This is a genomic window from Immundisolibacter sp. (assembly GCF_014359565.1).
GTDB lineage: Bacteria > Pseudomonadota > Gammaproteobacteria > Immundisolibacterales > Immundisolibacteraceae > Immundisolibacter.
The window spans coordinates 685,862-706,801 of sequence record NZ_JACIZD010000001.1; the positions used below are offsets into that span (position 1 = coordinate 685,862).

Genomic DNA, 20,940 nt, shown 5'->3' on the forward strand with positions numbered 1-20,940 from the left:
CCGGCCCGGTGGTCTTGATCCCGGGATGAATCGGCCCCGCAGGCCGCCGTGGCGTTCACAGGTCCAGATGCTCCTGCTGGCGTGCGGTCGCCGGGGCGGTGCGCAGTGCCGGCGGTGGCGGGCCGAGTGCCGCGCCGGTCAGCAGCGGCCCGGCCAGGATGCGTTCGAGCAGTTCGGACTGCGCGCCGTAGCCGGCCAGGGTTTCTTCCAGCAGGTGCAGCAGGGCCAGCAGCTCGGTGGTGTACTCGGCCGGCCAGGCGGCGGGCGCGATGTCGTCCAGCGGCGAGGACTTGCGGCCCTTGCGCTGGCGCATGCGGTAACCCAGCCAGGACTGCACCACCTTGAGGCCGGACACCTCGAAGTTCCACACCGCTGGCGCCACGGGCGCGAACTCCCCCGTGCCCACCTGCAACACCTGCCGGGCCGGGTCATAGGCGTAGCGCTGCGGCAGGCCGGCGCCGTCCTCCGCCGCCACGGCGCGCAGGCAGCGGGCATGGCCGGCGGGCCAGGTCTGGCCTTGCGCAAAGCGCTCGCCGTAGCTGTGCAGGTACAGCAGCCGGCGGCCGAGCGCGCAGGCGGCCGCGAACAGCGTGCCGTCCAGCGTGACCGGCACGTGCACGGCGCGGTTCTGGAGTTCGGCGCCAAAGCGGGCGGTGTAGGCCGGCTGGGCCAGCACGGCGTACAGGTAAGCGGCGATGTCTGGCACCGTTACGGCGCGGCCGTATTCGGCGGCGAGTGTTTCCAGCAGGCGCGGGTGCAGGTTGGGTCGTGTGGCGGCGGCGTCGCGCCACAGCGGCAGGATGTCTTTGGCGCCACGGCCGGAAAAATGATCCAGGTCCGGCGGGTCCGCTGAAACGGTGAGCGCTGGCCCGTCGCCGAGAGGCTTGGTGAGCAGGCTGGAGAAGTAGATCTGCGCTGGCGAGAGCGTGAGCCACAGCGGCGCACGCGGGCGGGACAGGAGCCTTCCGTCGAATGCAATGAACTGCCGGTCGAAAGATCGGTATCCATAGGGGCGAATCGGCGGCGCCGCGGCGTCGGAGGGTAAGGTCGCGATCGCGGGGGCCGGCCGCGCATCCTCCCCACCGATGGTTTTATAGCGCTCCCCAACTACACGGTCCGTGCTTTCGGCGAATAGATGCGCCCGGTCCGCGGCTTGCAGCAATGTTCGCCAGCGCTTTTCGAGCACATCTGCCGTCGGCGCAATAGGCCAGATGCGCTTGGCTTGTACGCCGGAGTGCTGCCACGGCATCAATTCCGTCAGTGCCGGCCAGTCGAAAAACGCCGCCGTGCTGCGCGGCCGCAGTGGCGCGGCCCAGTCGCCGGGGCAGACATCGAAGTGCAGGTCGGCGAAGTCCTGCACGCCTTCCAGTCGGTCGAGCTTTTCCGCCCGCGTGCCTTCCAGCCGGCAGTAGTGCACGGCCGCCGGGGTGGCCGGGTCCGGCGCGCCGTAGCGCACGGCGATGGCAATCGCCACCGGCGTCTGGATGTCGAACACGTTCTCGTCTTGGCGGGTGCCGCGGCCCTCGCCGCCCAGGTCCACGATCCACACCTCGTCGCAGGTCCGGCGCAGGTGTTCGCGCATGCCGGCGAAGGCGTCGCCGTCCAGGTACGAGGCGGCGGTGATGAAGCTCACCACGCCCGGACCGGGCGCGTCGCCCGGCGCCGCGGTTTCGAACACCTTCCACAGCGCCCAGCGCCAGAAGTACACGTACAGGTTGTAGAGGTTCTTGAGCTGCCCGCCCTTGCCGGCGGCGCGCACCGGCTCGGCGTAGTCGCGCAGGATGGCGTCGGTGCCGTCCTTGGCCTCGCCCCAGCGCACCCAGGCGCCGGTGGCGGCGCGGTTGTCGGCGTCGGCGGCGGCGTGGCGGTCGTAGGGCGGGTTGCCGATGCACACCAGGATCGGCGTGCGCTCCTTCACGTCGCGCGCGCGGCGGTGCTGCTCGCCGATGGGCCGATACATCAGCGGCAGCTCGGGAATGCGCTCGTGCGGCGATTCGAGCGTGTTGGTCAGAAAGATGTTGACGCCCTGCGCCAGCGGCGGCGCGCCGGCTTCGCGCAGCGCGCGGGTCAGGCGCAGCGCCGCCACCGCGTAGGGGCCGACCATCAGCTCGAAACCGTAGAGCTGCCGCGCCAGGTTCTGCGCCCGGCCGGGCAGTGCGCCGGCGCCTTCCCGCTCGCGCACGCGCTCGGCGGTGTGCTCGACGATGCCCAGCAGGTAGGTGCCGGTGCCGACCGCCGGGTCCAGCGTGGCGACGCCGGCATCGGCAAAGCCAAAGCGCTTGCCCAGGCGCTGGCGCAGCAGCGCGTCCACCAGCCGCACCTGTGCCTGCACCACCTCCACCGGGGTGTAGTAGGCGCCGGCGTTCTTGCGCAGCCTGGGGTCGTAGGCGGCCAGAAAGTCTTCGTAGAAGTGCAGCCAGGGGTCGCGCCGGCCGTGCGTCATGGTGCCCGGCGGCACGGCGCGCACCACGCGCTGGATGAGCGCCACCGAGGCGCCGATGTCGGCGCGCAGTTGCGGGTCGGTGAGCACGTCCAGCGCGCGGGCGAGCAGCGAGTTGGCGTGCGTGAGGCTTTCCACCGCCGCGTCCAGCAGCAGCGTGTCGCTGCCGTCCGAGCGCGCCAGCAGCAGGGCGAACACCACCGTCTGGGCGTAGGAATCGGCCAGCTCCGCGTCGCTGGCGTCGGGGAACAGGTACGCCCGCCAGTCGTGCGCCACCGCCTGCATGGCCGGCGACTGGCGGGCCAGCGCGTCGTGCACGTCGTCGCGCAGCAAGCGGCACAGCGGGGCAATGAGGGCGGCGAGCTGACCGGCCGAGGCCGGCACCAGCGGTTCCCAGGCGTAGAAGTCGCGCAGCAGGGCATCGAGCGCGGCTACGCCCGCGTCGTCCAGCGCCCGCGCACCGAGCTGCGTCAGGTCGCCGGCAAAGCGCGCGCGGCGCAGGCACTCGCCGCTGCGGTAAAGCGCCCAGTCGTTGCCGTCGGTGTAGACCAGGTTCGGCAGGTGCGCGAAGCGCTGCCACTGCTGGCGGTTGTGGCCGGTGTAGCGGCCCACGTCCACGCCCGTGCCCGGCGCCTTCAGTTCCACGTAGCCGCACAGCAGTGCGCCGACAGTGACGGCAAAGTCGGGCCGGCCGGGCTGGTCCGGCAGCGGGCTTTCGTCCTTGGCCACCACGACTAGTCCCTGCATCGTGCCCATGGCGGTGAGCAGGCGTTCGGTCGGGCCGCGCAGCTGGTCTTCCGGCTGGCCGGCGGCGTGGGCGGCGAACTTGGCGGCTACCTCGGCTGCGAAGGTCTGTGCGGGCTGCGGATGCTGGGCGGGGGCTGTCATGGGCGCAAAAGCGTACACCGTTTGGGGTGATGTCCGGACTGCGTATGAGGTGTGCCGTGTAGAGGTTGCCCGCTGTTTTGTGCCTGCGCAGATTCACGCGCTGCGGCGGTGCTAGACTTGGTTTTCGTTTTAGGCCTCGGGGTGTTCGTCGTGTCGAGTGCGTTGTGCGAGATTCCGTCTTTTGTGTAGGGCGGGTCTTGTCAGTCTCCGGCAAGGGAATGCGGATTCATTCAGGTACTTCGGTCCGGTGCAAGTCGGAATTCGTTACAAGTGGCGACCTGGCTCCGGTAATAAACCGGGGTGTTGAATAGAATCATTCATTCATGAATTCCCTATCTTCAGTCATTATCTATACATGGCATATCTGATCGTAAAGCAGACCAAGAAAACCCTTTCCAAGGGCAAGTTCCTCGATCGCGAGAGCGGAGAAATTTACGAACGCGAACGGTTGACCACGGATAGGGAAGCCTATCTGAACAGCGTGGATCCGGTGTGCTGGGTGCCGTGGATCGACATGGCGATGACCTTCTCCACCCGCGCCAAGGCAGAGCAGATACGACGCGTTTTGCCGATCGAGAACGTGTCGATCGAAGTCGTGTAGCGGCGCATCCAGTCCGGACGGGCCACTCGGCCGGATACTCCCTAAGTCCGCTCTTGCGGTGCCCGGACGGGATTACCTGCCCTGGGCATTGCCGCCTATCGGGCAAAAGACGCCAATCACCGCCCGCCGCTGTCCGCGGATGGCGGTTTTTTTGTAGCCGCGCAGCGCGAGGACTGTTCGAAATGTACGAACGTCTATTGCCGATGATCCTGATCCTGGCGTCCGGCCTGGCCTGGCGGCTGGTGCTGCCCGGTGGTATTCCGATGCAGCAGGTGCGTCAGGTGCTCAACACCCTGGTCATCAACCTGCTGGTGCCGGCGCTGATTTTCGGCGTGTTCCTGAATGCCCACCCGGAGCCGGCGCTGTACCGCGTGCCCTTGGTGGCGCTGGTCACGATCAGCGTGTGCCTGGGCGCCGGGCTGCTGGTGTTCGGCGCCATGCTGCGGGCCGGGCACCTGACGCGCGCCGAGGCCGGGGCGGCGGTGCTGGCGGTCGGCTTTGGCAATGGCCTGGGCGCTGCGCTGGCGGTGGTGGAGGGCCTGTTTGGCGGCACCGCCACGCGCGTGCCCCTGATGTACGAGATGTTCGCCACGGTGCCGGTGCACTGGTCGCTGGGCGTGGCGCTGGCGGCGTGGTTCGGCGGCGCAGCGGTCGGCTGGAAGAGCGCGCTGGTGGTGCTGCGCATGCCGCCTTTCTGGGCCACGCTGGTTGCGCTCGCCGTCAACGCCAGCGGCGTGGTGGTGCCCGATAGCCTGGTTCACGCCTTTGGCGTGCTGGGCCAGGCTTCGGTGCCGCTGCTGCTGTTCGTGGTCGGCAGCACGTTCACGTTCAAGGGCCTGTCGCGCTTGTCCGTGCTGGTGCCGGTGGTGCTGCTGCGGCCGGTGCTGGGCGTGGCGGCGTGCCTGCTGGCGGCGCGGGCGCTGAATCTCGACGGCACGCTGCTGACTGCCACGGCGATCGTGGCGGCGGCGCCGTCGGTGGCGGTGGGGATTGCGATCTGCGAGCGCTTCAAGCTCGATTCGGCGTTGTTCACCGCCGCGCTCACCGTGACGACGGTGTTGTACGTGGTCGTTGCGCCCTATCTGCAAGGCTGGATTGGATGATGAATACGCTTGCCGATGATCCTCACCTCGCCTGCACGCGGCTGCCGCGGACGATGGCGCGCGCTGGGCGCGCGATCGCAGCGTGACGCTGCCGTTGCGTTCGATCCGGTCGCGGCCCGGGGCCGCTCTCACGGCGGTTCTGCGGTGTGGGAGGCCCGCCCTCGGGCCGAATGCTTGATCGAAGATTTCGCGGTGGGGGCGCCGCCCACAGGGATAAGGGGCCTAGCCAACCCCCAATCCGCCGCCAGCGCTTGCAGGGAACATGAAACTCCCGTGCGGGAAACAGCGCCCGTAGCGGACGCTTTCCGCGCAGGCTTCCGGTTCAGTCGGGCATGGCCGGCTGTTCGCCGTCTTCGTCCTCGCCGTCGTCCGCGTACTCGACCACGGTTGGTACGTAGGCGCCTTCGATCGGGTGCAGGATGTAGCCGCCCGATTTGGTGTCCCGTTCCAGGGTCAGCCAGCCGCGCTCGGCGGCCTCTTCCAGCATGGCGTTGAAGCTGCGAAAGCCGTAGAAGCGCTCGTTGAAGCCCGGCCGGCGTCGGCGCAGGGTCTGCTTGACCATCGAGCCCCAGATTTTCTGCTCCTCGCCGCGGTCCTCGACCAGCGCGCCGACGGTTTCCATGATCAGGCCAAGGCCCTTGGTGGAGCGGCTGGCATCGGTCGTCAGCTCACCATCGTCCTCATGATCGGCTGGGGCAGGTGCCTGGTCCGGCGCGCCGTTCGGCAGGCTGTCGAATAGGTTGCCCAGGTTGTCGTTGTCGGCGGTGACGGCGACGGTCTCGCTGCGCTTGCGCCGCCCGCCGCGCGAGCGGGACTTGCGTTTCGGTTCTTCGGGTACGGTTTCGGCCGCCACTTGTTCGGTGGTCGTCAGCGGCGCCGGTGGCTCGACGGGGGCCGCCGCCTTGGGTTTGGCGCTGCGCCGGCGGGCGGCGGGTTTCTTGGGCGTGTCGCCACGCACCAGGTCGTCGTAGTAGATGAACTCGTCGCAGTTGGCGATCAGCAGGTCCGACGTGGAACTGGCCACGCCCACGCCGATCACTTCCTTGTTGTTCTCGCGCAGCTTGGACACCAGCGGCGAGAAGTCCGAATCGCCGGAGATGATCACGAAGGTGTTGACGTGGCCCTTGGTGTAGCAAAGGTCGAGCGCGTCGACGACCAGGCGGATGTCGGCCGAATTCTTGCCGGACTGGCGCAGGTGCGGGATTTCGATCATCTCGAAGGCGGCCTCGTGCATGGCCGGCTTGAATTTCTTGTAGCGTTCCCAGTCGCAGTAGGCCTTCTTGACCACGATCGGGCCCTTCAGCAGCAGCCGCTCCAGAACCCGGCGGATGTCGAACTGGTCATACTTGGCGTCGCGCACGCCCAGCGCCACGTTCTCGAAGTCACAAAACACGGCCAGAATCGGCGTACGGTGGCTGGTCGGTGTGCTCACGGGGTTTCCTGGCGGGCGAAGGGCGGCGGCCATTATAGGCACCCTGCGAGGACGGACTCCCATGACGCACCGCGTCGCGATCACCTATTGCACGCAATGTCGCTGGTTGCTGCGCGCGGCCTGGATGGCGCAGGAACTGCTGAGCAGCTTCGAGGATGAACTGGCCGAAGTGGCGCTGCGCCCCGGTCGAGGCGGCGTGTTCGAGGTACACGTGGATGATGTGTTGATCTGGTCGCGCGGCGCCGAGGGGCGCTTTCCGGACATCAAGGAACTGAAGCAACGGGTGCGCGACTGCGTCGCCCCCGGCCGTGATCTTGGCCATGTGGACCGCTGAGCGTTGGCGGCAGGCCGCGCGCCGGCTACTGCTGGCGCTGGCGGTGTTGCCGGGCCTCGCCGCGGCCCAGGCCGCGGGACCGCATGCCCGCGTGGAGCTGCTGGCCGACGTGCGCGGCGTGCTGCCGGGCCAGCCGTTTGCGCTCGGCGTGCGGTTCAAACTTGACCGCGGCTGGCACATCTACTGGCAAAACCCCGGCGACTCCGGGCAGGCGCCGCGCATCGACTGGCAGTTGCCGCCAGGATTCAGCGCCGGCGACATCGAGTGGCCTTATCCAGAGCAGGTGTCGCCACCGCCGGTGGTGACCTACGGCTACGCGGACGAGGTTCTGCTGCCGGTGGCGGTGACGCCGCCGGGCACGCTGGCCGGCCCGGGGCAGGTCAGCCTGCGTGCCACGGTGCATTACCTGATCTGCAAGGACCTGTGCCTGCCCGAGCAGGCGCAGCTAGCGCTCGACCTGCCGCTGCTGGAACGGGCCGATCCGGACCCGGCCGGACAACGGGCGATTGCCGATGCCCGCGCGCGGCTGCCGCGCCATTTGCCGGAAATACATCTGGGCGCCGGCCGTTTCGGCGATCGGGTGTACCTGGACTGGCCGGCCGGGGTGGCGCCGGGCGCGGCGCAGTTCTTCCCGGACCGCGAGGGGCAGTTCCGGCACGCCGCGGCGCAGGTTCTGGAGCGCGTGGACGATCGGCTGCGGCTGACGCTGACGGCCGCCGGACCGCTGGAGCGCCTCACCGGTGTGCTGGTGCACGAGCGCGGCTGGGACGCTGCCGGTCAGGTGCGGGCGCTGGCGGTGGATGTGCCGATCCAATCGCTGGCTGCCGTCCCGCCAGCCGGGCAGCCGGTGTCGGTGCACGCCGCGGACGGCGGCATGGGCCTTGCGCTCGCCGTCGGCCTGGCCGTGCTCGGCGGACTGATCCTGAACCTCATGCCGTGCGTGTTTCCGGTGCTGTCGGTGAAGGTGCTGAGCTTCATCCAGCTGGCGCACGGTGATCCGGGACGGGTGCGGCGCCACGGGCTGGCGTTTCTGGGCGGCGTGCTGGTCAGTTTCTGGCTGCTGGCGGGGCTGCTGCTGGCGCTGCGGGCGGCCGGCGGCGGCGTCGGCTGGGGTTTCCAGTTGCAGTCGCCCGGTTTCGTGGCGGCCATGGCCCTGCTGCTGACGGCGGTGGGGCTGAATCTGATGGGCGCCTTCGAGGTCGGCCTTGGCCTGTCGCGCCTGGCCGGCAGCGCGCCGCAGCCGGCCGGCTATCCGGGCTCGTTCCTGACCGGGGCGCTGGCGGTGCTGGTGGCCACGCCGTGCACGGCGCCGTTCATGGGCGCGGCGCTCGGCTTTGCCCTGGCGCGCCCGGCCTGGGAAGCGCTGACCATCTTCACCGCGCTGGGTCTTGGCATGGCGCTGCCGTATCTGCTGCTGGCGGAGTTGCCGGGACTTCTGGCGCGCCTGCCGCGGCCGGGCCAGTGGATGGTCACGCTGCGTCAGGGGCTGGCGTTTCCGCTGTTCGCCACCGCCGTGTGGCTGGTGTGGGTGCTCGGTCGCCAGTCCGGGGTGGACGCGGTCGGCTTGTTGTTGTTGGCGGCGCTGGGGGTCGGCTTCGCCGCCTGGGGCGTCGGCCATGTGCAGCGGGGCGCGCGGCGCTGGCTGCCCGGTGGCGTGGTGGTGATTGGCCTGGGCCTCGCCGCCGTTCTGGGTTTCGCCGCGGCCATGCGCCCGGCGGTCGTGGCGCCGTCGGCGTCCGGCGCGAGCGCCACAGCGGGCGCCGGCATCGACTGGCAGCCCTGGTCGTCGGCGGCGGTCGACGCACTGCGCGCCACCGGCCGGCCGGTGTTCGTCGATTTCACGGCCGCCTGGTGCATCAGCTGCCAGGTGAACAAGCAGGTGGCGCTGGATACGGCGGCGGTATCGGCCCGCTTTGCCGAACTCGGCGTGGTCGCGCTGCAGGCCGACTGGACACGCTACGACCCTGCGATCACGCAGGCGCTGGCCGGTTTCGGCCGCAGCGGCGTCCCCTTGTACGTGTACTACCCGCCTGGCGCGCCGCCGCGGCTGCTGCCGGCGGTACTCACGCCGGGGCTGGTGCTCGAATCGCTGGCGGACTGATCGCCGGAGCGCTCAGCCGCGTGCCCGCAGCAGGCGCAGGCCATTGGCCACCACCAGCAGCGAAGCGCCCATGTCGGCGAACACCGCCATCCACATAGTCGCGTTGCCGAAGATCGCCAGCCACAGAAACACGGCCTTGATGCCAAGGGCCAGACTGATGTTCTGCCACAGTACCGAGTGCGTCCGGCGCGACAGGCGGATCAGTTCCGGGATGCGGCGCAGGTCGTCGTTCATGATCACGACGTCGGCGGCTTCCAGGGCCGTGTCGGTGCCGGCGGCGCCCATGGCGATGCCGATGTCGGCCCTGGCCAGGGCCGGCGCGTCGTTGATGCCGTCACCGGTCATGGCAGTCGCGCCGTAGCGCTGGCGCAGGGCATCGATGGCGTCCATCTTGTCCTGCGGCAGCAGATCGCCGCGCGCATCCTGGATGCCGGCATGCTGCGCGATGGTGCGCGCCGTGGCCGCGTTGTCGCCGCTGAGCAGCACCGGCGTGACGCCGAGGGCCTTCAGCTCGGCCACGGCGGCGCGCGAGCTGTCCTTGATCGTGTCGGCGACCGCGAACAGCGCCAACACGGCTGACTGCGAGGCCAGCAAGGTCACCGTGCGGCCCTGGTTTTCGTGTACCGCCAGGCGCGCTTCCAGCGCCGGGCTGCACAGCCCGCGATCCTCGATCAGGCGGTGATTGCCGAGCAGGAAAGCCGCCCCGTCCACCGTGCCCTGCACGCCGCGACCGGGCAGGGCCTGAAAGTCACCGACCGCAACGCCGCCCAATCGCAGACCTTCGGCAATTGCGCGCGATACAGGGTGATCGGAGCGGCCGGCAAGGCTGGCAGCCAGGGCCAGGTGCGCCGCGCCATCGCCGCCGTCGATTGCCACGGATTCGACCAGCCTCGGCTTACCCTCGGTGATGGTGCCGGTCTTGTCGAACGCGATGGCCTTCAGTTTGCGTGCGTCTTCCAGGTACACGCCGCCCTTGATCAGGATGCCGCGGCGCGCGGCGCTGGCCAGCGCACTGACCACCGTCACCGGCGTCGAGATCACCAGCGCGCACGGGCAGGCGATCACCAGCAGCACCAGCGCCTTGTAGGCCGCCTGCGCCCAAGTCCAGTCCATCAGCCAGGGCGACAGCAGCGTCACCGCAACCGCCAACGCGAACACGCCGGGCGTGTAGACCGCTGCGAAGCGGTCCACGAAACGCTGTGTCGGGGCGCGCGAGCCCTGCGCCTGCTCGACCGCGTGAATGATGCGCGCCAGCGTGGAGTCGTCAGCGGCCGCGGTGGTGCGAATTTCCAGCTCCGCGGCCTGGTTGATGGTGCCGGCGAACACGCCGTCGCCGATGGTCTTGTCCACCGGAATGCTCTCGCCGGTCACGGGTGCCTGGTCGATCGCGCCGGCGCCGGCGGTGACTACGCCGTCCAGCGGTACGCGCTCGCCGGGGCGAATGCGCACGATGGCATCGACCGGTACGTCGGCCGCCGGCACGGTTTGCCACGTTCCGTCCGCCTGGCGCAGCTGCGCCTGCTGCGGCGCCAACGCCAGCAGGCTCTGGATGGCGTTTCGAGCACGGTCCAGCGAGCGTGCCTCGATCAGCTCGGCGATGGCGTACAGCGCCATCACCATCGCCGCCTCCGGCCACTGGCCGATCAGGAAGGCGCCGGTCACCGCCACGCTCATCAGCGCGGTGATGTTCAGGCGCCCGTGGCGCAGCGCGCTGAAGCCCTTGCGGTAGGTCTCGAAGCCGGCGAGCCAGATTGCCGCCGCCGCCAGCGCCATTTCGATGCCGGTGACGGCAAGGTCCGCGCCGCCGAAGTACGCTAGGCCCTCGGCGCCCGCTGCCAGCAGCAGGGCGATGACTGGTCGGCGCAGGCCGTCGAGCATGCCCTCAATGTCGTGCGGATCGGCAGTCCGATTGCCGTCTTGCGCGGATGGAGCCAGCGGCTGCGGGTCGAAACCCGCACGGCGGATGGCAGCCAGCGCCTCGGCGATCACCGGCTGGGGGGCCGAGATGGCGAGTGTGCGGGCACCGAGCTGAAAGCTCAGGGAAACGATGCCCGCCACCGGTTCCAGCGCGCGGCGAATTTCGGACTCCTCGGCTGCGCAGTCCATGGCCTGAATGCGAAAGCGTGCCGCGGTGCCGCTGCTGCGTTCCGCCTCAGGCCCGGAAGAGATCGAACGGTCCATGCAAGGGTTCCTCAATGCGCATCTGCCAGAACTCAGTCATCGGCTCGGGGCCGACCGTTGTTTGAGGCATTCCGACATCAGACATTCCGGGACCCGAGCACGATGACGGCCATGCCGAGCAAGGCAAGGCCCACGCCCAGCCAGTCGGTCATGGACGGCCGCACCGAATCCACGGCCCACAGCCACAGCAGCGCCATGCTGACGTACACGCCCCCATACGCCGCATACACGCGCCCGGCCGCCTGCGGGTGCAGCGTCAGCAGCCACACGAATGCCGCCAGGCTGGCCGCCGCGGGCAGCAGCAGCCATACGGAGTGGCCCTGCTTGAGCCACAGCCAGGGCAGGTAGCAGCCCAGGATCTCCGCCAGCGCGGTCAGCGCAAATAGCCCGAAGGTCTTTAGCAACTCCATCCCGGCCCCTGCTCAGGCTTCCAGAATCCAGACCACGAGGCCGAGCACGCACAGCAGTGCGCCCACGGCGCCATGTTCGTAGCGCTCCAGGCGTTCCAATCGCAGGTGTGCAAGGCCCAGCAGCGTCAGCCAGGTGAACAGCAGCATCCCGGCCAACGTGGCGCCCGCCAGCAGCAGCGACAGCAGCACAAAGCCCGCCCAGCCGTAAGGCACGCCGGCCACGAACACCGGCAGGAAGCCTTCACAGGGCGAAAAAGTCAGCGCCGCCAGCAGCCCCCATATCACGGCACGGTCGCTGCGTGTGGCGTTGCTGGCTGGGGGCGCCGGGCGCGGGTACGGATGGTCGTGGTCGTGGTGTTCATGCGCCGGGTCATGGCCGGGCGCGTCGTTCGCCACAAAGTGGCTGTGACCATGCCCCTGCCCGCGCCACTGCCGCCACAGGTACCACAGGCCAAAGGCGATCAGCACTGCGCCCGTAAGCCAGGGAAAGACGCCTTCGGTCCAGCGGTTCACCGCGAAGCCCAGCCACGCGACGACGGCGCCCAGCGCCACCGTGAACAGCACGTGTCCGCCCCCCGCCAGTGTGGTGACGAGCAGCGTCCTGGCGCGGCTCCAGCGCTGCGCCCGGCCAGTCAGCACGAAGGGCAACCAGTGCGTCGGCAGCGCGGCGTGCATGAAAGCCACGCCGAAGCCGGTGCCGGCGATGGACCACGCCAGGCCCTCAGTCAAGGCGGGCCGCCGATGGGCAGCGCCTGCTCGACGGGGCTCACGTACACCCAGCCGGACACGCTGGGGCCGATGGGCGCCACGCGGCGGATGATGCCGGTTACCGTGTCTACCTGCGCGTCCTCGACCACCAGCGACAGCCGCACTTCGGAGATCACCAGACCCGGCATGTCGATCGAGTAGTCCCGCTCCTCCAGCGGCAACGGCTTGAGCGTGCCGCGCACGTCCTGCAGCGTGAGGTTGCGAAAGCCGGCATCGGTCAGCGCCTGGATCACGTCCGGCGTACGCACGTGGTGAATGAAAGCCTTGATCAGTTTCATGCGGGAGACTCCTCGGTTGCGGCGGCGGTCTGGTTGGCGGGGCGCCAGGCCATGCGGTACAGGCCGGGCAGCACGAGCAGGGTCAGCAGGGTCGCCGAGACGATGCCGCCGATGACGACGGTCGCCAGCGGTCGCTGCACTTCCGCGCCGGTACCGGTGTTGAGCGCCATCGGCAAAAAGCCGAGCGCGGCCACCAGGGCGACCATCAGGATCGGCCGCAGGCGCAGCAGCGCGCCTTCGCGGATCGCGGCGTCGACCTCCAGACCCTGAGCGAGCCGGTCGCGGATCGCCGCGACCATGACCACACCGGTCAGTACGGCCACGCCGGACAAGGTGATGAAGCCGACGCCGGCGGTGATCGACAACGGAATGCCGCGCAGCCACAGGCCGATGACGCCGCCGGTCAGCGCCAGCGGCACGCCGGAAAACACCAGGGCCGCGTCGCGCGCCGAGCCGAAAGTCAGCATCAGCAGGCCGAAGATCATCGCCAGCGTCACCGGCACCAGCAGCGTCAGCCGCTGCGTTGCCGACTGCAGTTGCTCGAAGGTGCCGCCGTAGTCGAGCCAGTAGCCGGGCGGCAGCTTGACCTGTTGTTCAATCTTCCCGCGCGCCTCGGCGACGAAGCTCGCCAGATCGCGGCCGCGCACGTTCGACGACACGACCAGGCGCCGCTTGCCATTCTCGCGCGAGATCTGGTTGGGCCCCGGTGCGAGCTTGAGTGCCGCCAACTCGCCCAACGGCACGTAGCCGCGGTCGACGGATGGCAGCGGCACCGGCAGGCGCTCGAGTGCGGCGAGGTCACCGCGCAGATGCTCAGGCAGCCGCACGACCAGTGGGAAGCGTGCGTCACCCTCGTACACCAGCCCGGCTTCCTCGCCGCCGGTGGCCGCGGCCAGCACGTCCTGCACGTCGGCGACGTTGAGGCCGTAGCGATAGAGCGCGGCGCGGTCGGGTTCGACCGACAGCACCGGCAGGCCGGCGACCTGCTCGACCTTGACGCCCTCGGCGCCGGTAACCGTGTTCAGCACCTCGGCGATGGCGTTGCCGGTCTTCAGCAGCTGACCCAGATCGTCACCATAGACCTTGATGCCCAGATCCGAGCGCACGCCGGAGATCAGCTCGTTGAAGCGCAACTCGATCGGCTGGCTGATCTCGTAGGCGTTGCCGGGGAGCCGCTCCAACTTCTCCTGGATTTCCGCCAGCAGTTGCGCCTTCGGCTTGTCCGGATCGGGCCAGTCCTTGCGATCCTTGATCATCACGTAGCCGTCGGAGATGTTCGGCGGCATCGGGTCGGTCGCCACCTCGGCGGTACCGACACGCGAAAAGTAGGTCTTCACTTCCGGCACGTCAGCCAGCGCCCGCTCCATCTGGAACTGCATCTCCAGCGACTGCGTCAGGCTGGTGCCGGGAATGCGCAGCGCCTGCACGGCGATGTCGCCCTCGTCGAGGCTGGGGATGAACTCGGCGCCCATGCGCGTGGCCAGCCAGCCGCACAGCACGACCAGCAGCACCGCACCGCCGAGAAAGACGAAGCGCAGCCGCAGGGCAAGGTCCAGCACCGGCGCATAGATGCGCTTGGCGTGGCGCACGATGAAGTTGTCCTTCTCCTCGATCCGGCCGCGCAGGAACAGTGCGACCGCTGCCGGCACGAAGGTGAGCGACAGCACGACTGCGGCGAGAAGCGCCATGATCACCGTCGCCGCCATCGGCCGGAACATTTTTCCTTCGACACCGGTCAGGGCGAGGATCGGCAGGTTCACCAGCACCACGACGAGCACGCTGACCAGGCTTGGCGTGAACACCTCGCGCGTGGCCGCGAACACGGTCTGCAGGCGCTCGTCGAGCTTGAGCAGGCGGCCGGCGTGATGCTGGCGCTCGGCCAGACGCAGGATGCAGTTCTCGACGATGATCACCGCGCCGTCGACAATCAGGCCGAAGTCCAGCGCCCCCAGCGACATGAGATTCGCGCTGACGCCCGTTTCCACCATGCCGGTCATCAGCATCAGCATCGACAGTGGAATCACCGCGGCGGTGATCAGTGCTGCACGCAGGTTGCCGAGCATCAGCAGCAGTACGGCGACGACCAGCAGCGCGCCTTCGAGCAGGTTCTTCTGCACCGTGGCGATGGTTTTGTCGACCAGCGTCGTGCGGTCGTAGACGGTTTCTGCGGTCACGCCGGGCGGCAGCGTCTTGTTGATCTCGGCCAGCCGGTCCGCCACGGCTGCCGACACCGTGCGGCTGTTGCCGCCGAGCAACATGACCGCGGTGCCCTGTACCACCTCTTCACCGTCACGCGTGGCCGCGCCGGTACGCAGCTCCTTGCCGAAGGCGACGTCGGCCACTTCGCGTACCGTCACGGGAATGCCGCCGCGATGCGCGACGATGACACGCTCGATCGCGGGAATGTCGGCGACCTGGCCCGGCGAACGGATCAGGTATTGCTCGCCGTTGCGCTCGATGTAGCCGGCGCCGACGTTGGCGTTGTTGCGCTCCAGGGCGTTCACGACATCGTCGAACGACAGGCCGTAGGCGAGCAGGCGCGCCGGGTCCGGCGTGATGTGGAACTGCTTCTCGAAGCCGCCGATGGTGTTGACTTCGGTGACGCCGGGCACCAGGCGCAGCTGCGGGCGGATCACCCAGTCCTGCAGCGTGCGCAGCGCGGTCGCGTCCCAGGGCGACCCGTCCGGCTGGCGCGCGTCGGGCGCCGCCGCCATCGTGTACATGAAGATTTCGCCCAGCCCGGTGGCGATCGGTCCCATCGTGGGTTCGATCCCGGCCGGCAGCTGGCTCTTCACGTCCTGAAGGCGCTCGTTGATCAGGTTGCGTGCCCAGTAGATGTCGGTGCCTTCGTGGAAAATCACGGTCACCTGCGACAGACCGTAGCGCGACAATGAGCGCGTGTAGTCGAGGTTCGGAAGACCTGCGATCGCGACCTCGACCAGGTAGGTGATGCGCTGTTCCACCTCCAGCGGCGAGTAGCCCGGCGCCTGGGTGTTGATCTGCACCTGGACGTTGGTGATGTCCGGTACGGCGTCGATCGGCAGGCGCTGGTAGTTCCAGGCGCCGAAGGCGCCGACGGCGAGCACCAGCAGCAGCACGATGCCGCGGCGAGCGACGGCGAGACGTAGCAATGCGTCAACCATGGGGGTGCTCCCTTCAGTGCCCGTGCTCGGCTTCGCCCTTGCCGAGCTCAGCTTTGAGGATGAAGCTGTTTTTCGCGATGTAGCGCGCGCCGGGTTCCAGGCCGGACAGCACCTCGATGTGCTCGCCGTCGCTGCGCCCCAGCGTGACCGGGCGCGGCGCAAAGCCGTCGTCGGTGCGCACGAACACGATGCTGCGATCTTCCAGCGTCTGCACGGCTTCGCTGCGCACCGCCAGCGGTACGGCGGATTCGTCGAGCAGCACGGCGGCCGTCACGTACAGGCCGGGCGCCCAGCGCCGCTCGGCGTTGTCGAGCAGCACGCGTGCGACCCGCGTCTGGCTCTCGGCGCGGCCGAAGGGCACGACGTAGATGATCTCGCCCTGCGCGCTCTGCTTCGAGCCGGGATTGGTCACGCGCACCTGCTGGCCGACGCGGATCCTGGCGACATCGCGTGGGAACAGCGACAGCTCGACCCAGACGGTCGACAGATCGGCGACCGTGAACAGCGGCTTGTCGCCGGTCTGCTCGCCGGGATTGGTGTTGCGCGCCGTGACCACGCCGGTGAGCGGCGCGGTGACGGCATAGGTCTGCAGGCTCTCGTTGGCCTCGACCGTCGCCAGCGTCTCGCCCTGCTGCACCGGATCGCCGATGCGCCTGGCGACGCTGCGCACCGCGCCCGGGAAGCGCGCCGCGACCTCGCGCGTGCGCTCGGCATTGGGCACGATCGTGCCGTACAGCGGCAGCGTTTCGTGAATCTGCGCAGGGCCGGCCTCGACCAGCTCCAGGCCGGCGGCGGCGATCTGTTCGGCGCTGAGCTCGACGTGTTCGCCTTCGCCCTCGTGCTCTTCTTCACCTTCGGCATGTGCCGCTTCGGGTTTGGCCATCGCCGCCTCGGCCGTCGCCGGCGATTCGCCGCCGCCGCAGGCGCTCAGCAACAGGACCAGCGCCAGCCACGCGGCGCGCTGTGGGATATGGTTAAGGTTCTTCATGAGGTCACTCGCTATGACTGCTGCGCAGACGCTGGGTCTGTTCGTATTGACGGCGATCGCCGAAATCCTCGGCTGCTACCTGCCGTGGTTGTGGCTGCGACACGGCCGCAGTGCCTGGCTGCTGCTGCCCGCGGCCGTCAGTCTTGCGCTGTTCGTCTGGCTGCTGACCCTGCATCCGCAGGCCAGCGGGCGGGTCTACGCGGCCTATGGCGGCGTCTACGTCTACGTCGCCGTCGCGCTGGGCTGGCTGTGGGGCATCGACGGACAGAGACCGGTACTGACGGACATCGCCGGCGTCGCGCTGACGCTCGCCGGCATGGCGGTCATCTACTTCGGCAGCCGCAGCTGAGCCGGCGGACAGCGGTGCGTTGGTCAGGCGCTCGATTTCGGTACGCAGTGCGTGCGCGGTCGCGGCGGACTCGATCAGCGCCGCCTGCACGGACAGGTACTCGCGCTGCGCATCGACCAGCTCCAGATAGCTGTAGCGCCCGCGCGCATAGGCGTCTTCCGTTTCCTGCAACGCCTCGGCGGCACGCGGCCGGATGTCGTTGCCGAGTGCGCGCGCCTCGTTGACTGCGCGTGCGAGCTGGCGGTGCAGCTCGTAGAGCGTGGCTTCGGCGCGTACCTCGGCCGCGCGCCGCTGCGCGTCCACGCGCGAGCGGTTGGCCTGTGCCTCGGCGACGTAACCCTGCGCACGCCGACCGCTGAACAGCGGCAGTGACAGCGACACGACGAAGGCTTGGTCGCCGGAGTCCTCGAAACGGCGCAGACCGCCCGACAGTGTCACGTCCGGGCGGCGCAGCGTCGTCGCGAGGCGCAACTCGGCATCGCGCAAGCGGGCCTCGGAGGCAAAGCGCAGGAAGTCCGGGTTGGCTGCGAGCTGCCCGGCCAGGGCCGCGAAGTCGCCGGTCGGCGGCAGCGCGAACAGCTCGGCCTTGACCTCGCCGAAGCTGCGGCCATCGATGACCGGCTGCGACGCGCCCCACATCGCCGCGAGCTGCTTGCGCGCCGTGTCGAGATCGGCTGCGGCGGCCTGCTCCTCGAGCCGGTAGCGGTCGCGGGCGATCTGCGCGCGATCCAGCTCGGCATGCGGCGACTTGGCGGCGTCGACGCGGCGCTGCGAGGCGGCGACGGTACGCTCGCCGAGCGCGGTCGCCGAACGCGCCAGACCCAGCCGTTCCTGCGCGCGCGCCACGGTGATGAAGCGGCGCGTGACCTCGGCGAGCACGTCGAGCTGCGCGGCCTGGCGCTCGATCTCGACGGTGCCGCTGCCGGCGCGTGCCAGATCGACACGTGCTCCGCGCTTGCCGCCCAGCTCGATCACCTGGGACAGCGCCAGGGTCGTTTCGCCGGCATCGTAGGCGCGGGTCTCGCCGGAACCGGCGAAGTTTTCCGCTTCGATCGCCAGTTCCGGCGCCGGACGCAGTGCGGCCTGCCGCTCGCGTGCCTGCGCGGCGCGCAAGTCGAAGGTGTACGCGCTCAGGTCGGGATTGCTCGCCAGCGCGGCGGCGATCGCTTCGCGCAGCGTCAATCCATCCGGCGCAGTAGCGGCGCCGGCGGCGGGCGCCAGCAGCGCCATCGCCGTCCAGCACACGCGCAGTAGTGCGCGTGCGGTGACAATTCTCATCGTGTCCTCCCATCGCCATCGCCGCCGCAAATCGAGCGGCGCGGCAGGCAGGCCGCTGCGCCCAATGCGGGCGTCAGGCGGCGGGAAACCTCAAAGCGTCAGAGGGAGGAGGAGAGGGGAGGTCCGCGCAGCGGCGGGCGACAGAAGCGGGGTGGGGAAGCGGCACGCTGCGGCGAGGCGGCGGCGGCGGTGATCCGCAGCCGGGCGAACAGGACAGTTACCAGCCACAGCGCCGCCAGCAGGAGCGGCAGGTCAAAACCCGATTTGCCGGACTTGGTCAGCGCATCTCCGACCAGCGAGACATCGCGGTCATCGTGCGCCCGGTCGTCGCGATGATCCGCGTGATGTCCGGAATCGGTCACATGCAGGCTGGCCGGAGGCTCGCTGCCGTCAAGGCACAGGTGCAGATGCGCACCGCCCAGCCGCGCGAACAGCAAGGCTCCGCAGACCAGCAGCAGCAACCCCATCGGCGACGATTTGCGACGAGCCATGGTTTTCAGTGTAGCAGAGCGCCGTGCACAACGCACCCGGGATGGCGTGATGCAGCGCCACAGCGCCGCAGGAGGTCAGCGCGCGGCAGTCAGGTCCGGCCCCAGTCGGCCGTCCCGGACCGGCCGAGCGTCGATCACTGCGTGGCCTGCTCGGCCGGCGCGGCGGCCGGCTTGCGAAAGCGCAGCGTCATGCGGTCGGACTCGCCGATCGCCAGGTATTTCTCGCGATCCTTGTCGCCCAGGCGCAGCGACGGCGGCAGGCTCCACACGCCGGCTTCGTGGTCCTTGGTGTCGGCCGGGTTGGCGTTGATCTCGCTACTGGCCTCCAGCTCGAAGCCGGCCGCGCGGGCCAGCGCGATCACCTGATCCTGGCCGACATAGCCGGACTTGTCGCCGTCCGGCACGTCGCCGGCCGCGCGGTGTTCGACCACGCCCAGCACGCCGCCGGGTTTGAGCACCTCGTAAAAGCCCTTGAACATGGCCTCGGCCTGACCGGCCGCCAGCCAGTTGTGCACGTTGCGGAAGGTCAGCACGGTGTCGATGGAGTCCGGCGCGCCGAAGTTCGGCCTGGCGGCGTCGATTTCGCGCAGTTCGGGCTGGCCGTAGACGTCCGGCCGGGCCGCCAGCTTGTCGCGCAGGTCGGCGTTCTGCTTGGTGAAGTACTCGCGCAGGCGTTCGTCGGGCGCCGCGGCCGGGTCCGAGATGGCGCCGACGTAGTGGCCCTGCTGGCGCAGGAACGGCACCAGTAGTTCCGTGTACCAGCCGCGGCCGGGCGCTATCTCGAGCACCCGCTGATCGGCGCTGACGCCGAAAAACTCCAGCGTTTCCTTCGGATGCCGCCAGATGTCGCGTGCCATGTTGGCCGGATCGCGCCAGTCGCCGGCGACCACGCTCTCCAGCGTCGTCGCGGGTGACGGCGCCTGCGGCGCCGGCGCTGCGACGGACGGAGTCGGTGCGCCGGCCTGCACATCGGCGGCTGGCGCTGGCGGTGCGGACGCCGATTCGGATTCGGCCTGCTCGCGGCCGCAGCCGGCAAGGCTCAGGGCAAACGCGACGGCAGCCAGAATGTGCGGCTTCATGGCGGACTCCTCCTGTGCGGGTGTGCCCCGAGCCTAACATCCGCGGCCCCAGGGGTGCGCGCGAACCTGGCATCGCTGGCCTTTGTGTCAGGCGAAGCGCTGAATGACTTTCACCCTGGGTTTTCCGGCGCCCGCCATTGGGAAAAACCCTACGGCTTTCCTAGCGTGCGGTCCAGCCGCCGTCGACCACCATTTCCGAGCCGGTCATGAACGACGATTCGTCCGAGGCCAGGAACAGCACCGCCGACGACACCTCGTCCGGATCGGCGGCGCGGCGCTGTAGCTGTACGCCGAGCATGCGATCGCGGACCTCGCCGTCGCGCGCCAGCAGGCCGTCCAGCATCGGCGTGTCGATCAGGCCGGGATGGACCGAATTGACGCGGATGTTGAATGCCGTCAGGTCTGCCGCGGCGGCCTTGGTCAGCAGGCGCACCGCGCCCTTGCTGGCGCAGTAGGGCGATGCCATCGCTCCGCCGACGATGCCGAACACGGACGAGATATTGATGATGCTGCCGCCGCGGCCCTGGTCGCGCATTTTCCGGCCCACCGTGCGCACGCCCAGGAACACGCCGCGGGCGTTGATGGCCATCACGCGGTCCCACTCGTCCACACCGATGTCGAGTACCGAGACGGTGCTGCTCGCCACACCGGCGTTGTTGACCAGCACGTCAATGCGGCCAAAGCGCGCGCAGGCGGCGTCAACCACGCGTTCCCAGGCCGCCTCGTCGGTGACGTCGTGCGGCCAGGCGGCCGCCTCGGCACCCCTGGCCTGAACCGCCGCCAGCGTTTCGGCCAGGCCCGTCTGGTCGCGGTCGGTAATGGCCACGCTGGCGCCCTCACCGGCCAGGCGCAGCGCGTGCGCGCGGCCCATGCCCGATGCCGCGCCGGTGATGAAAACGACCTTGCCGCTGACACGTCCCATGCTGTTTCTCCTGCCTTGTGTGTGTTGGAAAAATACGCTTATGTTTTAAAGCCGGCTTGCCCTCGCGGGGACCTGCCGGCGGGGTATGTGGAGATTCGCGGCGAGGGCGCCGCTCCCACAGGGGCGCCGCTCCCACGCGGGCGCCGGTCCCGAA

General features: G+C 69.3%; 15 protein-coding genes and 2 pseudogenes. 5 read left to right on the forward strand and 12 right to left on the reverse strand.

Annotated elements, in window-relative coordinates:
* Positions 1-55 precede the first annotated feature (55 nt).
* Complete coding sequence (locus H5U26_RS03325) at positions 56-3,328, reverse strand: type ISP restriction/modification enzyme (RefSeq protein ID WP_290616622.1); 3,273 nt, start codon at positions 3,326-3,328, stop codon at positions 56-58.
* 355 nt (positions 3,329-3,683) lie between these two features.
* Between H5U26_RS03325 and H5U26_RS03330 the strand changes: the two genes are divergently transcribed.
* Both H5U26_RS03330 and H5U26_RS03335 read left to right on the forward strand, forming a co-directional pair.
* Complete coding sequence (locus H5U26_RS03330; protein WP_290616624.1) at positions 3,684-3,929, forward strand: hypothetical protein; 246 nt, start codon at positions 3,684-3,686, stop codon at positions 3,927-3,929.
* 182 nt (positions 3,930-4,111) lie between these two features.
* Complete coding sequence (locus H5U26_RS03335) at positions 4,112-5,032, forward strand: AEC family transporter (protein WP_290616626.1); 921 nt, start codon at positions 4,112-4,114, stop codon at positions 5,030-5,032.
* 907 nt (positions 5,033-5,939) lie between these two features.
* Here the strand turns inward: H5U26_RS03335 and H5U26_RS14885 are convergent.
* A pseudogene (locus H5U26_RS14885) lies at positions 5,940-6,497 on the reverse strand (NYN domain-containing protein); the annotation flags it as partial.
* 28 nt (positions 6,498-6,525) lie between these two features.
* Between H5U26_RS14885 and H5U26_RS03345 the strand changes: the two are divergent.
* Both H5U26_RS03345 and H5U26_RS03350 read left to right on the forward strand, forming a co-directional pair.
* On the forward strand, positions 6,526-6,798 hold the full coding sequence (locus tag H5U26_RS03345; protein ID WP_290616630.1) for a SelT/SelW/SelH family protein: 273 nt from the start codon (positions 6,526-6,528) through the stop codon (positions 6,796-6,798).
* Positions 6,785-8,899: a protein-disulfide reductase DsbD domain-containing protein gene (locus tag H5U26_RS03350; protein ID WP_290616632.1), complete on the forward strand. Its 2,115-nt coding sequence runs from the start codon at positions 6,785-6,787 to the stop codon at positions 8,897-8,899. Before H5U26_RS03345 ends, H5U26_RS03350 begins: the two co-directional genes overlap by 14 nt.
* 12 nt (positions 8,900-8,911) lie before the next feature.
* On the opposite strand, the gene H5U26_RS03355 is transcribed toward H5U26_RS03350, so the two are convergent.
* The 6 genes from H5U26_RS03355 to H5U26_RS03380 all read right to left on the reverse strand — a co-directional run bounded on the left by H5U26_RS03355 (position 8,912) and on the right by H5U26_RS03380 (position 16,667).
* Entirely contained in the window at positions 8,912-11,080 is a 2,169-nt protein-coding gene (locus tag H5U26_RS03355) for a heavy metal translocating P-type ATPase (RefSeq protein WP_290616634.1), read from the reverse strand.
* A 77-nt stretch (positions 11,081-11,157) separates the two neighbouring features.
* On the reverse strand, positions 11,158-11,490 hold the full coding sequence (locus H5U26_RS03360; protein ID WP_290616636.1) for a YnfA family protein: 333 nt from the start codon (positions 11,488-11,490) through the stop codon (positions 11,158-11,160).
* Between the two features lie 12 nt (positions 11,491-11,502).
* On the reverse strand, positions 11,503-12,219 hold the full coding sequence (locus H5U26_RS03365) for a hypothetical protein (protein WP_290616638.1): 717 nt from the start codon (positions 12,217-12,219) through the stop codon (positions 11,503-11,505).
* On the reverse strand, positions 12,216-12,536 hold the full coding sequence (locus H5U26_RS03370) for a P-II family nitrogen regulator (RefSeq protein ID WP_290616640.1): 321 nt from the start codon (positions 12,534-12,536) through the stop codon (positions 12,216-12,218). The genes H5U26_RS03365 and H5U26_RS03370 overlap by 4 nt, the downstream gene beginning before the upstream one ends.
* Positions 12,533-15,679: a CusA/CzcA family heavy metal efflux RND transporter gene (locus H5U26_RS03375; RefSeq protein ID WP_290616642.1), complete on the reverse strand. Its 3,147-nt coding sequence runs from the start codon at positions 15,677-15,679 to the stop codon at positions 12,533-12,535. The genes H5U26_RS03370 and H5U26_RS03375 overlap by 4 nt, the downstream gene beginning before the upstream one ends.
* 13 nt (positions 15,680-15,692) lie before the next feature.
* Entirely contained in the window at positions 15,693-16,667 is a 975-nt protein-coding gene (locus tag H5U26_RS03380) for an efflux RND transporter periplasmic adaptor subunit (RefSeq protein WP_290616644.1), read from the reverse strand.
* A gap of 13 nt (positions 16,668-16,680) precedes the next feature.
* On the opposite strand from H5U26_RS03380, the gene H5U26_RS03385 reads away from it, so the two are divergent.
* Positions 16,681-17,016, forward strand: coding sequence for a YnfA family protein (locus H5U26_RS03385; protein WP_290616846.1), 336 nt, complete (start codon positions 16,681-16,683; stop codon positions 17,014-17,016).
* Between the two features lie 30 nt (positions 17,017-17,046).
* Here the strand turns inward: H5U26_RS03385 and H5U26_RS03390 are convergent.
* From H5U26_RS03390 to H5U26_RS03405, 4 genes and pseudogenes are all read right to left on the reverse strand, one after another.
* A pseudogene (locus H5U26_RS03390) lies at positions 17,047-18,294 on the reverse strand (TolC family protein); the annotation flags it as partial.
* 98 nt (positions 18,295-18,392) lie between these two features.
* On the reverse strand, positions 18,393-18,785 hold the full coding sequence (locus H5U26_RS03395; protein WP_290616646.1) for a hypothetical protein: 393 nt from the start codon (positions 18,783-18,785) through the stop codon (positions 18,393-18,395).
* 134 nt (positions 18,786-18,919) lie between these two features.
* The gene (locus H5U26_RS03400; protein WP_290616648.1) at positions 18,920-19,864 is read right to left on the reverse strand and encodes a hypothetical protein; all 945 of its coding nucleotides are present in this window, start codon (positions 19,862-19,864) and stop codon (positions 18,920-18,922) included.
* A gap of 160 nt (positions 19,865-20,024) precedes the next feature.
* Entirely contained in the window at positions 20,025-20,786 is a 762-nt protein-coding gene (locus tag H5U26_RS03405; RefSeq protein WP_290616650.1) for a glucose 1-dehydrogenase, read from the reverse strand.
* Between the last annotated feature and the right edge of the window lie 154 nt (positions 20,787-20,940).

Bases quoted from the DNA above. Each gene is read 5' to 3' on its own strand.
- H5U26_RS03380 (WP_290616644.1), bottom strand. From the start codon at position 16,667: ATGAAGAACCTTAACCATATCCCACAGCGCGCCGCGTGGCTGGCGCTG.
- H5U26_RS03400 (WP_290616648.1), bottom strand. From the start codon at position 19,864: ATGAAGCCGCACATTCTGGCTGCCGTCGCGTTTGCCCTGAGCCTTGCC.
- H5U26_RS03395 (WP_290616646.1), bottom strand. From the start codon at position 18,785: ATGGCTCGTCGCAAATCGTCGCCGATGGGGTTGCTGCTGCTGGTCTGC.
- H5U26_RS03350 (WP_290616632.1), top strand. From the start codon at position 6,785: ATGTGGACCGCTGAGCGTTGGCGGCAGGCCGCGCGCCGGCTACTGCTG.
- H5U26_RS03385 (WP_290616846.1), top strand. From the start codon at position 16,681: ATGACTGCTGCGCAGACGCTGGGTCTGTTCGTATTGACGGCGATCGCC.
- H5U26_RS03360 (WP_290616636.1), bottom strand. From the start codon at position 11,490: ATGGAGTTGCTAAAGACCTTCGGGCTATTTGCGCTGACCGCGCTGGCG.
- H5U26_RS03330 (WP_290616624.1), top strand. From the start codon at position 3,684: ATGGCATATCTGATCGTAAAGCAGACCAAGAAAACCCTTTCCAAGGGC.
- H5U26_RS03370 (WP_290616640.1), bottom strand. From the start codon at position 12,536: ATGAAACTGATCAAGGCTTTCATTCACCACGTGCGTACGCCGGACGTG.
- H5U26_RS03355 (WP_290616634.1), bottom strand. From the start codon at position 11,080: ATGGACCGTTCGATCTCTTCCGGGCCTGAGGCGGAACGCAGCAGCGGC.
- H5U26_RS03335 (WP_290616626.1), top strand. From the start codon at position 4,112: ATGTACGAACGTCTATTGCCGATGATCCTGATCCTGGCGTCCGGCCTG.
- H5U26_RS03345 (WP_290616630.1), top strand. From the start codon at position 6,526: ATGACGCACCGCGTCGCGATCACCTATTGCACGCAATGTCGCTGGTTG.
- H5U26_RS03405 (WP_290616650.1), bottom strand. From the start codon at position 20,786: ATGGGACGTGTCAGCGGCAAGGTCGTTTTCATCACCGGCGCGGCATCG.
- H5U26_RS03375 (WP_290616642.1), bottom strand. From the start codon at position 15,679: ATGGTTGACGCATTGCTACGTCTCGCCGTCGCTCGCCGCGGCATCGTG.
- H5U26_RS03325 (WP_290616622.1), bottom strand. From the start codon at position 3,328: ATGACAGCCCCCGCCCAGCATCCGCAGCCCGCACAGACCTTCGCAGCC.